This window comes from Neobacillus drentensis, from assembly GCF_036965245.1.
Lineage (GTDB): Bacteria > Bacillota > Bacilli > Bacillales > Cytobacillaceae > Neobacillus > Neobacillus drentensis_G.
The window spans coordinates 1-13658 of sequence record NZ_JBALPG010000187.1; the positions used below are offsets into that span (position 1 = coordinate 1).

At 37.9% G+C, this 13658-nt stretch carries 13 protein-coding genes; all 13 read right to left on the minus strand.

Annotated features, from left to right (window positions below; genetic code table 11):
- Positions 1-15: 15 nt before the first annotated feature.
- The 13 genes from V7150_RS24725 to V7150_RS24785 all read right to left on the minus strand — a co-directional run bounded on the left by V7150_RS24725 (position 16) and on the right by V7150_RS24785 (position 13383).
- Positions 16-1269: a competence/damage-inducible protein A gene (locus tag V7150_RS24725; protein ID WP_335523553.1), complete on the minus strand. Its 1254-nt coding sequence runs from the start codon at positions 1267-1269 to the stop codon at positions 16-18.
- Positions 1270-1304: 35 nt separating this feature from the next.
- Positions 1305-1889 carry a CDP-diacylglycerol--glycerol-3-phosphate 3-phosphatidyltransferase gene (gene pgsA, locus V7150_RS24730; protein ID WP_335523554.1) on the minus strand — a complete coding sequence of 195 codons (585 nt, stop codon included), beginning with the start codon at positions 1887-1889 and terminating at the stop codon, positions 1305-1307.
- 51 nt (positions 1890-1940) lie between these two features.
- Positions 1941-2840, minus strand: a complete 900-nt coding sequence (locus V7150_RS24735; RefSeq protein WP_420490330.1) for a helix-turn-helix domain-containing protein — start codon at positions 2838-2840, stop codon at positions 1941-1943.
- A 20-nt stretch (positions 2841-2860) separates the two neighbouring features.
- Positions 2861-3652 carry a YmfK family protein gene (locus V7150_RS24740; RefSeq protein ID WP_335523575.1) on the minus strand — a complete coding sequence of 264 codons (792 nt, stop codon included), beginning with the start codon at positions 3650-3652 and terminating at the stop codon, positions 2861-2863.
- A gap of 189 nt (positions 3653-3841) precedes the next feature.
- Positions 3842-4099 carry a DUF3243 domain-containing protein gene (locus tag V7150_RS24745; RefSeq protein WP_283922672.1) on the minus strand — a complete coding sequence of 86 codons (258 nt, stop codon included), beginning with the start codon at positions 4097-4099 and terminating at the stop codon, positions 3842-3844.
- Positions 4100-4178: 79 nt separating this feature from the next.
- Entirely contained in the window at positions 4179-4901 is a 723-nt protein-coding gene (gene ymfI / locus V7150_RS24750) for an elongation factor P 5-aminopentanone reductase (RefSeq protein ID WP_335523559.1), read from the minus strand.
- Between the two features lie 68 nt (positions 4902-4969).
- Complete coding sequence (gene yfmH, locus V7150_RS24755; RefSeq protein ID WP_335523560.1) at positions 4970-6262, minus strand: EF-P 5-aminopentanol modification-associated protein YfmH; 1293 nt, start codon at positions 6260-6262, stop codon at positions 4970-4972.
- Complete coding sequence (gene yfmF, locus V7150_RS24760; RefSeq protein ID WP_335523562.1) at positions 6262-7542, minus strand: EF-P 5-aminopentanol modification-associated protein YfmF; 1281 nt, start codon at positions 7540-7542, stop codon at positions 6262-6264. The genes yfmH and yfmF overlap by 1 nt, the downstream gene beginning before the upstream one ends.
- A gap of 191 nt (positions 7543-7733) precedes the next feature.
- Positions 7734-8693: an ABC transporter permease gene (locus V7150_RS24765; protein WP_335523564.1), complete on the minus strand. Its 960-nt coding sequence runs from the start codon at positions 8691-8693 to the stop codon at positions 7734-7736.
- A 1-nt stretch (position 8694) separates the two neighbouring features.
- Positions 8695-9744: an ABC transporter permease gene (locus V7150_RS24770; RefSeq protein WP_335523566.1), complete on the minus strand. Its 1050-nt coding sequence runs from the start codon at positions 9742-9744 to the stop codon at positions 8695-8697.
- Positions 9737-11272 (minus strand): ABC transporter ATP-binding protein, encoded by a 1536-nt coding sequence (locus tag V7150_RS24775; RefSeq protein WP_335523569.1) that lies wholly within the window; start codon positions 11270-11272, stop codon positions 9737-9739. Before V7150_RS24775 ends, V7150_RS24770 begins: the two co-directional genes overlap by 8 nt.
- A 210-nt stretch (positions 11273-11482) precedes the next feature.
- On the minus strand, positions 11483-12568 hold the full coding sequence (locus V7150_RS24780) for a BMP family lipoprotein (protein WP_335523572.1): 1086 nt from the start codon (positions 12566-12568) through the stop codon (positions 11483-11485).
- An 86-nt stretch (positions 12569-12654) separates the two neighbouring features.
- Positions 12655-13383, minus strand: coding sequence for a GntR family transcriptional regulator (locus V7150_RS24785; protein ID WP_335523574.1), 729 nt, complete (start codon positions 13381-13383; stop codon positions 12655-12657).
- Positions 13384-13658 lie beyond the last annotated feature (275 nt).

A 13658-nucleotide genomic window follows, 5' to 3' on the forward strand; every position in this document is an offset into this window, starting at 1 on the left:
AAGAATCACAGAACACTAATTAGTATTCTGTGATTCTTTTAAATTACGAAGTATAAAATAACAGCCAAATTTTACCGCTCGGTTCCGGTTTGCTTCCCTCGTTCCACCAAGGGTAATTTTTTCGACTACCGTTGGTCTTCCATTGATCGCTATTCCAATATAAACCGTACCAACTGGCTTGCCTTCAAGCTCATCGGGCCCGGCTACACCTGTGAAGCTTATCCCAATATCGCTTTTTACCAGCCTGGCAGCATTTTCAGCCAGCTCTTTTGCACATTGTTCACTCACGGCACCATATTTTTCAAGTGTTTCTTGTTTAACTTGTAATACTTGCTGCTTTACTTCATTAGAATAGCATACAACCCCGCCTTTAAACACGGAACTTGCACCTGAAATAGATGTTAACTCCTGTTGAAACAACCCGCCAGTCAAACTCTCAGCAGCTGTAATCGTAAGTTTTCTATTCCTTAAAGCTTTCGTCAGCTCTTCCAATAATGATGTGTTGTCATATCCATATAGAAAATTTCCAACACGCTGATTTATAGTATTTTCTACGCCATCAAGCATAGATTGTGCAATCGCTTCGTCCACATGTTTGGCCGTCAACCTTAAGGTAACCTCTCCATCACCTGCGAGTGGAGCAATCGTGGGATTACTCTGAGCATCAATTAAATCAATAATTTCGGTTTCCAAAGCGGCTTCCCCAATGCCAAAGAATCGTAACACTCTCGAGACAATTTTCTCGTTCGACTCGTTTTTTGAAGATAGTGCTTGACACCCATATTTGAGAAACATTGGTTCCATTTCCTTTGGCGGCCCAGGTAAAAGCATATAAATATGGCTGTCGGTTTCCACAACCATTCCAGGGGCCATCCCATGATCATTTGGGAGGATGTGCGAACCTTCTAATACAAGTGCCTGCTTTCGATTATTATCCGTCATCACACGGTTTGTCCGTTTAAAAAAAAGCTCAATTGATTCTAATGCTGTTTGATTCATAACAAGTTCTTTTCCAATGTGACGGGCGATTGTTTCCTTCGTCAAATCATCCTTTGTCGGCCCTAGTCCACCAGTAAAGATAATCATTTTTGCACGTTTTTCTGCAATTTCAATCGCTGCTTTTAACCGATCAGGATTATCGCCAACGACTGTATGAAAATAAACATTAATACCGAGCCCGGCTAATTCCTGTGATAAGAAGCGCGCATTTGTGTTAACAATTTGACCCAGTAATAATTCTGAACCAACGGCAATAATCTCAGCATTCATCCTCAATTCACCCCTTATGCAAACCACAGTTTAACTTATTTTGACTTTTTTAACACATGAATATTTTTAGCAAAATAATCCCATCCCGACCAAATGGTAAAAATTAAGGCTACCCATAGAGCTACAACATCAAAGCGAAACGGAATCATAGCAAAAATAATATTATGTAATAATAAGGATGAAATCGCGATGATTTGTGTCCAAGTCTTAATTTTTCCTAGCATATTTGCGGCGACAACCTCACCTTCCCCCGCGAGTAAAAGACGGAGACCTGTTACTGCAAATTCTCTGCTAATAATGATGATGACAATCCAAGAAGGTGCATAAATATCATTTATTTCAACGAGGACAATAAGAGCAGCCGAGACAAGTAATTTGTCAGCGAGCGGATCAAGAAATTTCCCCATATTGGTCACAAGGTTATACTTACGTGCATAATGACCATCAATCCAATCGGTTGTAGAAGCTAAAATGAAAATAAGTGCCCCGACAAAATGAGTTACAGGCAGGTCAGCCCCAAGAAGATGCATGTTTCCCCAATCAAAAGGAGCTAACATAATAATCAAGAATATTGGTATTAATAATATTCTTGATACGGTGATTCGATTTGGAATATTCATAATTTCCCTCCAGGTATTAATTAAAAGTGAAAAATAGCCATCAACAGATGACTATTCATTCTTCAGAACATATTGTATCGTGATGTTCTGAACATTCGCTGTCGCTGGTATGGCATACTCGAGCATTTGGTCATTTACATAAATTTCAGTATCTGCCGCGTTCCCAACTCTAATGACAGCCGTACTTTCTGCTGATAAATCTACTATTTGGCTCTCGGTATCTCCGGTTTTCAGTGTCCCTTGGTAGAAGGTCTTCCCGTTCCCATTTTTAATGCTAACCCAGGTTTGTCCTTTAGAAACCAATTTCACGACAAATTTATCTGCATTTTTCAGATCATACGTGGAATTAGTACCACTGCTTTGGACTACTGTAAGTTCCTGCTTTGGTGTTTCTTCAACAGGTGTTTTTTCCTCTTCAGGTTTGGCAGCTTCCTTCTCTTTATTGCTGTCTTTCTTTTTTTCTATTTCATCCGCTTTTACCTTTTCCAAGCTTTTCGATTTCTCAATTTTCACCTGCTCGTTACCCTTGCTTACTGATTCATTTGTGTCACTTCCAGCATAAGTGGATACAAAATAATATATAAGACTGGCAATGCCAATCACAAACACAGCAATTATTATTTTTGGGAGAACATTGAATATTTTAGAATTCTCTCCAGTAATTGGTTTGTGTGTTTTCACTCGTGATAATTGCTGCGGCAATTCATCATTATAAGACGCAGGTATTTCAGTCTTATAAGTTTCAAAAATTTCATCTGGATTGAGATTCAATGCCTCTGCATATTGCTTAATAAAGGCACGGACATAAAAATTGCCAGGCATGCTGGAATAATTACCTTCCTCAATTCCCACTAAATACCGCTTTTGAATTTTTGTCATGGTTTGTAAATCATCTAAGCTTAATCCTTGGGCTAATCGGGCTTCTTTTAGTCGATTCCCTAATTCAGTCAACTGTAACACCTTCCAATTTATTAAAAATCAAAATCTCCAAAATCTGACCCAGAAAACATATTATGCTGGTCAACGACGTCGTATGTAATCTCTTCGTCCGTATCATTCCTAAGTTCAATAATATAATCAAAATCGTCGAGAGTATACTCAGAGTTTTGTACGAAGATATCTGGATGCTCTATTACCTTAACAGACGGCAGACGCATGATTTCGCGGACAAGCTGCCAGTGACGCTCGTTGGCTCGTCTTGTTGAAACGATCCCATCAAGAATAAACAGATTATTTTCGTTATACTCGTCTTCAATCAATTGATTGCGAATCGTTTGTTTTAAAAGAGTGGATGAGACAAATAACCAGCGTTTATTCGCACAAACACTTGCCGCCACGAGTGACTCTGTTTTTCCGACTCGCGGCATGCCGCGAATACCGATTAGCTTGTGTCCCTCTTGCTTAAATAATTCTGCCATAAAATCAACTAATAATCCAAGCTCATCCCTCACAAAGCGGAAAGTTTTTTTATCATCTGCGTCCCTTTGAATATAGCGCCCATGTCTAACAGCAAGTCTATCACGCAGCTTCGGCTCTCTAAGTTTGATTAGTTTTATTGTGTCCATAGTATGTAAAATTGACTCAAGTCGTTTAATTTGGTCGTCATCTTTTGCTAAAATAAGCAAACCCCGTCTGCCTTCATCAACACCATTAATGGTTACAATATTAATAGCAAGCATTCCTAAAAGGGATGAAATGTCACCCAAAAGACCAGGGCGGTTTTTCTGAATTTCATATTCTAAATACCATTCTTTTTTCATGATAAAAAACCCCCATAAGAAGTTTCGACAATTTTTTCACGTCTTTTCATCTAACCCTTATAATAAATGATTTTGATTGAAGATGAAAGGAAAAACAAAGAGAATAACTTATTTATCTTTCATTTCTGTTTGAGGGTATCAAAAAGTGATCAGGAATGAAAAAAGAGAGGAGACCAAAAGGTCCCTTCTCTTCTAGCGGCTTCCATTATTCGAAATCAGTTTTACCATAATATTTGCAATTGCCTGTTGTTCTTGTTTGTCAGCAACTGACCAAAGGTCTGAAAGAATTCTTTGTTGCTCGTTTTTCGGCTCTACTTGGTTTGCTAAATAATCACCAATTTGAAAAGCAAGGTTTCCAATCGCGCCCTCACTCATACCTTCACTTTGTGCATGGTGAAGACGATCTGCTAAAAAGTCTTCCCACTGTTTCCAGTTTTCAAAAACAGACACATTATTACCTCCTTTAGAATAGTACATGATTATTTTGCGAAGGAGCGACTCAAACTATTCATGATTAATTGGTGAAGTTTTAAGTGTACCAGCCTCCATTTATCGCAAGTACCTGGCCAGTAATATAGGAAGATTCCTCCGAAAGCAAGAATGCTACGCTTCCCGCAATTTCTTCGGGCAGACCAAGCCTTCCCATGGGTATCTCAAAAGAAATCTGTTCCACCTCTTCTGGCGTAAACCCTTCCATCATCGGTGTTGCTATTGCACCTGGGGCGATCGCATTGACTCGAATACCGTTTAAAGCTACCTCTTTACTTAGAGCCTTTACAAATGCAATTTGAGCACCTTTGGCCGTTGAATAAGCCACTTCACAAGCTGCGCCTGTTTGTCCCCAAATTGAAGTAATCACAATAATATTGCCTGACCCTTTACTTAAAAATTTAGGCAGCAGTTCTTTTGTTAACATTAACGGATTTATTACATGTACATTCATTAATGCCACAGCATCTTCGTGTTCCAAATCCAACAAAAGCCCATATTGACTGTTTCCACCGCAATGAATAATGGCATCTAATGAAAAGATTTGCGAGGATATTGTTTTGTATCCGTTTGCCACTGCCAAATCAGCATGGACAGGAATATACTCCCCGCCAAATGGCTGCAGCTTTTCCATTAACCCCAAAATAGATTGTTTATTTTTATTGTAATGTAAATACAAGGAGTATCCTTTTTCCGCCAAATTATACGCTACCGCTTGTCCGATTCCACCGCTTGCTCCCGTTATAAGTGCGTATTTTTTCATTAATATCACTCTCTCTTTTAAAAAACATTAAACAGAAAAGAAGCGCCGGTTAAACGACGCTTCTTAGCCTATTTTTTCTTTGGAACTACCTGACATACAGAAAAGCGTTCCTCTGAGATCACTTCTGCGGCTAATGTTTTAACATCATTTAATGTTATTTTTTCTAGCGTTGGCACAACATCGAATAAATTCATTTCATTAAATGCATAACGAGTAAATTGATTAGCAATATATTCCGGAGAATTTATTGCACGTAAAAAGGCACCAATTTTCTTCTTTTTCGCTCTTTCTAATTGCTGTTCACTACATATGCTCCCCTTCTTTGCTTCGAGAAGCATATTTTCAAGCATGTCAGATAATTTATCTGGTTCTCCTGTGTCTCCTCCGACCATTGCGAAACCAAAACCTTGTTCCTGCGTGTAGTCATATGAGAAGGTTTCATCGATAAGACCTTCACTGTAAAGCTGATTGTAGTTTTCGGAGCTTTTTCCAAACAACAAATCAAGCAATACGTTCATCGTTAACTCATTTTTCAGTAACGCTTCACCGGTTTGATCGACATGCAGCGCTTTAATGCCAACGAGTATTTTAGAGGTTTGCACATTCATTTCAAGGACCTGCTTCTTTTCGGCAGCTTGAGCAGGCTCCGTTTCAAATTGACGTTTGATTTCAGGCATATCCTTATAATCTTTTTTTGCCTGGTTGTCTCTAACTTGTGTCATAATCTTTTCAGGATTAACCGGGCCCACAATAAACAAGAGCATGTTACTCGGGTGATAAAAGGTATTGTAACACTCATAAAGCAAATCTTTTGTGATATGGGAGATAGACTCAATTGTGCCAGCAATATCAATTTTAACCGGATGATTTTGATATAGGTTTTGGATTAATCCAAAATATAAACGCCAATCTGGATTATCATCATACATCGTTATTTCTTGGCCGATAATTCCTTTTTCCTTTTCGACAGTTTTCTCGGAAAAATAAGGATCCTGAACAAAATCAACTAGTGTTTCAAGGTTTTTTTCGACATCGGATGTACTTGAAAATAAATAAGCTGTGCGAGTAAAGGACGTAAAGGCATTTGCGGATGCACCTTGACGGCTAAATTGCTGAAAGACATCGCCATCTTCTTTTTCAAACAGCTTATGCTCTAAAAAATGGGCAATCCCGTCAGGAACCTTGACATACTCATCTTTACCCAGTGGAACAAATGTATTATCTATTGACCCATACTTTGTTGTAAACGTGGCAAATGTTTTATTAAAACCTTTCTTTGGCAAAATAAAGACATCTAAGCCATTTGCCATCTTTTCATGAAAAAGCTCTTCCTGAAGCTGGTCAAAAGTAATTTTCTCCATTAATTGCCCGCCTCCGTCCCAGTTAAGAAATAAATGGTATCAAGTTCAATCTTGTTCGCAACCGCAACAATTTCTTCTTTTGTTATGTTTTGCATTTCAGATATCCATGAATCAAGTTTAATATCGGTATGTGCCACCACATTGTGATAGAGAATATCGGTTAATCCTCTTGCTGTGTCAATGGTTTCCATAATTTGATTTTTTATTACAGCCTTTGTTTGTTCTAACTCTTGGTCTGTGAAATCACCTTTTTTCATTGCATCCATTTGCTCATGGATAATTCCAACAGCCTGATCATAGTTCTTTAAGTCAATCCCTGACATAACCATCATTAACCCTTTATGACTTTCTAGGCGGCTCGCTGCATAATAGGCAAGACTGGCTTTCTCTCGAACGTTAATAAATAGTTTGGAATGTGAAAATCCGCCAAAAATACCATTAAAAACCTGCAAAGCAAAATAATCAGCATCGCCATAAACGATATTGGTACGATATCCAATATTTAATTTCCCTTGTTTTACATCTTGCTCTTCTTTTACTTCATTTACTTCTGCTCTTTTATTGATTTTATCTGACTTTACCTTATTCCGTGTACGGCTTTCAAAGTTAAGAAGCTCCGCCGCCAAATTTTTGACCTCATCCACTTTCACATCACCAATGACATAGAGATCCATCTCATCCTCTAAAAAAGCCCTTTTAAAATACTCGTATAAATTTTCCGCTGTTATGGCATCAACATCTGCCGCATCACCATTTACCTGCAGAGCATATGGCTCTCCTTTACACATTTCCTCTAAAAGGCGTACATTAGAATAACGCATTTTATCATCAAAAACTGATTGAATCCGTGACTTAAGTGTGCGTTTTTCTTTATCCACTGTTTCTCGGTCAAAGGCATTCCCTGAAATTTTAGGATTGATCAAAACTTCTGACAGCAATTCAAAGCCTTTTTTTAATAACGGATTAGGATCGCTTAAAAATTTTTCATTTGCAATTTCTAAAGAAAAGCTCATAATATGGTATTCACCTTTTTTTGCCAGATCTACAAAAAGAGTCGCACCATATAATTCATCTAAATAAGACCGTAATGCCGTTGTTGTAGAATATTTTCCAGAACTGCTTTGTAATACATGGGGAAGAAGTGCCCTTTTCGTTACATCCTCTTTTGTTAATGGAGCTTTCATCCTCCAAACCAATGTATTTGTTTTATATTTTTCTGTTTCAATGACATGAAGGTTGTAACCATGCATTTCTGTTATTTTTTCTGTAGTAGCGTCCATTTGCATTCCTCCTTATGGTTTTATTTAAACATATGTAAACATTTTTCTTTATATCTTTTCCTTTTGGATAAAACCTATACTTCTTACTATAATTTGACAAGCTTGTTCAATACAAGCAAATACACCTAATATTGTGCTGAAATATTAATAAAAACCCACAGTTAAAAACCGTGGGTTCCATTCTTTATTAATTAACGATTTCCTTTGATATAGTGTGTACCAATTGATTTTGGTGCATCGGCACGGCCAATGAATCCCGTTAATGCCAAGATCGTTAGCACATAAGGAGCTATTAACAAGTAGACACTTGGAATTTCCTTTAAGAAAGGTAAACTTGAACCAATGATACTTATACTTTGAGCGAAACCGAAGAAGATCGCTGCACCTAAGGCACCTAATGGATGCCATTTACCAAAAATCATTGCAGCAAGCGCCATGAAACCTTGACCACTAATCGTTGAATGGCTGAAGTTATTAGCAATGGATTGTGCGTATACGGCGCCGCCAATACCACCAAGTGCTCCAGAAAGGATAACCCCAAGATAGCGCATTTTTGTAACGTTAATTCCCATTGTATCAGCTGCCATTGGATGCTCTCCAACTGAACGAAGACGTAGACCAAATGGTGTTTTGAAAACTACATACCATACGATGATCGCAACGATAATAGCTAAAAATGATGTCCAATACGTATTTTGGAAAAATATTGGTCCAATAACAGGAATGTCTTTTAAAATTGGTATATCTACTTTACTAATACCTTCACTGATAATGCCTGTTTCACCTTTACCATAGATAAGCTTAACAAGGAATAAAGTTATCCCTGTTGCAAGTAAGTTAATCGCCACACCCGAAACTGTATGGTCAGCACGGAATGTAATCGCAGCAACTGCGTGTAGAAGGGAAAAAATAGCACCTGCAACCATTGCAACCAAAATGGAAATCCAAGGTGTTAAGCTTCCAAATGTATCGACAAAGGTAATGTTAAAAACTATTGCGGAGAATGCACCAATAACCATTAAACCTTCAAGTCCAATATTAACTACACCAGATCGTTCCGAGAAAATTCCGCCTAATGCAGTGAAGACAAGTGGAGCAGCCCATAACAACGTGGATGGAACGACTATCATTAAGATATCCATTAAGCTCAACTTACTTCACCTCCTTCTTGCTTAATCGATCAAGTAACGCTCTAATCATATAACTTGAGGCTACGAAGAAAACAATTAACGCAATAATAATATCAACTAGTTCGTTAGGTACTCCTGCTTCAAGCGGCATGTTTAAGGCACCAACCTTTAATACACCGAAAAGTATAGCTGATAAAAATACACCTAATGCTGTATTGCCTCCCAATAAGGCAACTGCAATTCCATCAAATCCAACCCCTGTAAATCCACCCTTAACAGCAGCATATCCAAATGTGCCTAATCCTTCCATAGATCCTGCAAGACCTGCAAATGCCCCAGAAATCAACATAGAAAGAATAATGTTTTTATTAACACTCATTCCTGCGTAGTGGGCAGCATGCTGGTTAAAACCAACAGCCCGTAATTCAAATCCCCTAGTTGTTCTTTCAAGCAAGAACCACATTATAAAACAACAAATAATAGCAATTACTATACCCCAGTGAAGCCGTGAGTAATCTGTTAAACTTTGTAACCACTCTGAGCGTAATGAGGCTGACTCGTGAATCATATCTGTTTTATCACCACTTTTTGATGCTATAACGTTTCTAATAATATAGTTAGTAACGTGGAGAGCCACATAGTTCATCATGATCGTCACAATAACTTCGTGGACACGAAAACGTGCTTTTAAAAGACCTGGAATAAATGCCCAAAGAGCCCCAGCAATCATGGCAGCAAGAATTGCTAATGGTAAGTGAATAGCACGGGGAAGATCAAAGGCAACCCCTACCCATACCGCTGCAAGCCAGCCAACGATAAATTGTCCTTCAACTCCGATATTAAATAAGCCTACACGGAAAGCAAATGCTACGGCCAAACCCGCTAAAATATAGGGAGTAATCTGCCTAACTGCTTCTCCAAATGAATAAATATCTCCAAATACCCCATTCCACAATGCTGAAAAAGCAGCAACAGGGTCATACCCACTCGCTAACATAATAATTGTTCCAACCAAAATACCTAATAATACGGCAATAACTGGAGTTAATAAACCCTTTAAGCGTTTAGACATGAGTTCCTTCACCCGCTTCCTTTCTATTCGACCCAGCCATCAGCAATCCAAGCTCCTGCTCAGTTGTTTCTTTCGGATTTACTACAGCTACGATTTTCCCCTCGTAAATAACCGCAATCCTGTCGCTGACATTCATAATTTCATCTAACTCAAACGAAACGAGTAAAACTGCCTTACCATTATCCCGTTGTTCAATCAAACGCTTATGAATAAATTCAATTGCTCCAACGTCCAGACCACGTGTAGGCTGGGCAGCAATTAGTAAATCTGGATTACGGTCAACTTCTCGTCCAATAATTGCTTTTTGCTGATTCCCCCCTGAAAGTGCACGTGCTAATGTGTATTCACTTGGTGTCCGAACATCAAACTCACTAATTATTTTCTTTGCTTGTTTATATATTTCTTTAAAGTTTAAAACACCATTTTTAGAATAGGGTTTCTTATAATAGTTTTGTAAAACAATATTCTCGCCGAGTGGATAATTAAGTACTAAACCATGTTTATGGCGATCCTGAGGAATATGACCTACACCTGATTCAGTAATCTTTCTTGGAGTATGATTAATTAATTCTTTTCCATTTAATTTTACGCTACCGCTTTCAGATTTACGTAACCCAGTAATGGCTTCAATAAATTCTGATTGTCCGTTACCATCAATACCAGCAATTCCGACAATTTCTCCAGCTTTTACTGAAAGATTAAGCCCATTAACAATGGTAACACCACGAGCATCTTTAACAACCAAATCATTGACTTCAAGGACATCTTGTTTTGGATGTGCCTCTTTCTTTTCAGTTTTAAATACAACTTCACGACCGACCATTAAACTTGCAAGTTCATTCGGATTGGTTTCACTTACATTTACGGTCCCAATCCCCTTACCCTTTCGAATTACCGTACAACGGTCAGCAACTTCCATAATTTCTTTTAACTTATGAGTAATAAGAATAATAGACTTTCCTTCTTTAATAAGCGTTTTCATAATTTGAATAAGTTCTTTAATTTCCTGAGGTGTTAACACAGCAGTCGGTTCATCAAAAATAAGAATTTCAGCACCGCGGTAAAGGGTTTTTAAAATTTCCACCCTTTGCTGCATCCCAACAGTGATTTCTGAAATTTTTGCTTGCGGGTCAACAGATAGGCCATAGCGCTCGGAAATGTCACGAACCTCTTTTTCCGCCTTTTTAATATCAATTCGACCGCCGGAAGTTATTTCTCGACCTAAAATGATATTTTCTGTAACAGTAAAGGTATCGACTAGCATAAAATGCTGATGTACCATTCCAATCCCTAAATCATTCGCAATATTAGGGTTAGTAATGTTTACTGGCTGCCCTTTAACACGAATTTCACCCTGCTCAGGCTGATACAAGCCAAAAAGAACATTCATCAAAGTCGATTTACCAGCTCCGTTTTCACCGAGCAAAGCATGAATTTCTCCCTTTTTTAATTGAAGGGTAATGTTATCATTCGCTACAAAGCCGCCAAACTCTTTACGAATGTTGAGCATCTCAATTACATAATCCATCTTATCTCACTCCCTGTGATATAGGTAAAAGGAAATTTTGACCAATAGTAGTAAGAGGTCAGACCTTTCGAAGTTTTAAAAAAATGGGGATTTCCTCCCCTATAAAATCCTAAGTGAAAAGTAGAATAGTAATTCTACGCTTCAATTAAGATTTTCATTAAGGAGGAATAAGCGGGCAGGTATTAAATCCCGCTTATTCCTCAATAAAATTTATTTTGCACTAAATTTACTTAACTCTTCATGAGTACCTGGAACTTTTACAGCACCGGATTTAATTTTTTCAGTCCACTCTTTAACCGCTGCATCAATTGCAGCTTTATTAGAAGCTTTGCTGTTAATTGGTGCTAATGATACACCATCTTCTGCTAATCCATATAATGCAATTTCTCCACCAGGGAAATTACCATCTTTTGCTTTTTTAGAAAGGTCTTGTACTGCAACGCTTACACCTTTCATAGCTGATGTAAGAACTACCTCAGGACCCATATCGTTTTGGTCGCGGTCTACACCGATAGCCCAAATATCTTTGCTAGGGTCTTTTGCTTTACGGTCCTTTGCTTCTTTGAAGAGACCATTACCTGTACCACCAGCTGCATGGAAGATAACGTCTGCGCCAGATGAATACATTTTAGAAGAAATCGATTGACCTAATTCAGCTTTGTCAAATGCACCTGAATATTGAACGTCAACTTTTACTTCAGGCTTTGCAGCCTTAACACCCGCAACGAAACCAGATTCGAAACGCTCGATAACAGGGATTTCCATTCCGCCGATAAATCCTACATGGTCAGTTTTTGTTTGTAGGGCAGCTGCTACACCTGCAAGGAAAGCTGCTTCTTGCTCTTTAAATAGGATGCTGGCAACATTTGGTTGTTTTACTTCAGCATCGACAATCGCGAAGTTTGTATCTTTTTGTTGTTTCGCAATTTCTTCAACGGAAGCTTGCATTAAGAAACCAATTCCGAATACTAGGTCAAATTTTTCACGAGATAGTTTATTTAAGTTTGTTGAGTAATCTGCATCAGATTTTGATTGAAGGTAATCAAAGCCGCCTTTACCTTTTTTCATATCATTTTCTTTACCGAAAGCTTGAAGACCTTCCCATGCAGATTGGTTAAATGATTTGTCATCAACACCACCGACGTCAGTAACCATTGCAACAGAGAAAGCTTTTTCTTTGTCTCCGCCTTTTGGTGTTTCGGTACCTTTGTTATCATTACTTTTTCCACAAGCACCTAAAAGTGTTCCAGCAGCAAGAACTAGTGATAGCGCCATTCCAATTTTACGCTTTTTCAAGGTATTGTACCCCCTATGAATTATGTTTGATATAGTAGAAACTTTAAGCCAGAACTGATTGCGTTTTCAAAAAGGACTAAAAATAATTAAATTCTTTTCCTTAAAACATGAAAACTAAATTTGTCCGCTTTAAAATAGTTTACCGAATATAGGACAGGTTCATCCATTTCATCGAAATGCATTTGTTTCAAAACTAACAATGCTGTTTCAGGATCACATTCTAGAATTGGGGAAATTTTTTCATGATAGCCCAAGGGCTCGATTTGGGCAACCGCGTATGTAATTTTGCGATTTGCCTCTTCATCTAAAATCTGAAAAATAGATTCTTCCTCATGGGAAAATGTCTCTGGCAAAATGCGTTCTGGGACCTTGTCGATACAGTAGACGACTGGTTCTCCATTTGCGGTTCTTACCCTTTCCATCACAAAAATCTCTTCACTAGTAGAACATGAAAAACGACGAATATCCTCTTCGGTAGGACCTTGAGTTGATGAACTTAAGAAAATTGTACCTGGTTTCATCCCAGCTTGTTTAATCATGTTTGTGACACTATTAAGTTGTTCAATCCCCGAAGTAAACATCGGCTTTGCGTTTACAAAGGTGCCAACACCGTGACGCCTTATGATAACGTTTTCTTCTTCTAGAATACGTAGTGCTTCCCGAAGAGTTGCCCTGCTTACACCAAGCTGTTTGGCAAGATCGAATTCAGAAGGTAATTTTTCTTTTTCTTTATAAACCCCATTTTCAATATCTTGCTTTAACCGTTCGATCACTTGTAAATATAAGTGCCGGTTATCTGACTTAATTGATGACATGCTGTTTCCTCCAGCCTTTTTCCTAAGACATCAGACATCTGATATCTGATATCATTCCTACTAATCGAAATTATATTAACACTTTTTTTGAGATAAATAAATAGGAATTCAACATTTTGTCGAAAAAAGGACTGAAGATAAAAATTATCACAAATTTGCTGATTTTTTCATGAGAAAATCTGCTATAATTAAATACTGTTTTTTAAAGAGAATAGATGTTGCAGGAAATTTGTAGGATTTTTTTTGATATAAGTATCCACCTCCTATTACTATAG

Excerpts from the sequence above, each read along its gene's own strand:
- V7150_RS24725 (WP_335523553.1), bottom strand. The coding sequence starts at position 1,269 with ATGAATGCTGAGATTATTGCCGTTGGTTCAGAATTATTACTGGGTCAA.
- pgsA (WP_335523554.1), bottom strand. The coding sequence starts at position 1,889 with ATGAATATTCCAAATCGAATCACCGTATCAAGAATATTATTAATACCA.
- ymfI (WP_335523559.1), bottom strand. The coding sequence starts at position 4,901 with ATGAAAAAATACGCACTTATAACGGGAGCAAGCGGTGGAATCGGACAA.
- yfmH (WP_335523560.1), bottom strand. The coding sequence starts at position 6,262 with ATGGAGAAAATTACTTTTGACCAGCTTCAGGAAGAGCTTTTTCATGAA.
- yfmF (WP_335523562.1), bottom strand. The coding sequence starts at position 7,542 with ATGGACGCTACTACAGAAAAAATAACAGAAATGCATGGTTACAACCTT.
- V7150_RS24770 (WP_335523566.1), bottom strand. The coding sequence starts at position 9,744 with ATGTCTAAACGCTTAAAGGGTTTATTAACTCCAGTTATTGCCGTATTA.
- V7150_RS24775 (WP_335523569.1), bottom strand. The coding sequence starts at position 11,272 with ATGGATTATGTAATTGAGATGCTCAACATTCGTAAAGAGTTTGGCGGC.
- V7150_RS24785 (WP_335523574.1), bottom strand. The coding sequence starts at position 13,383 with ATGTCATCAATTAAGTCAGATAACCGGCACTTATATTTACAAGTGATC.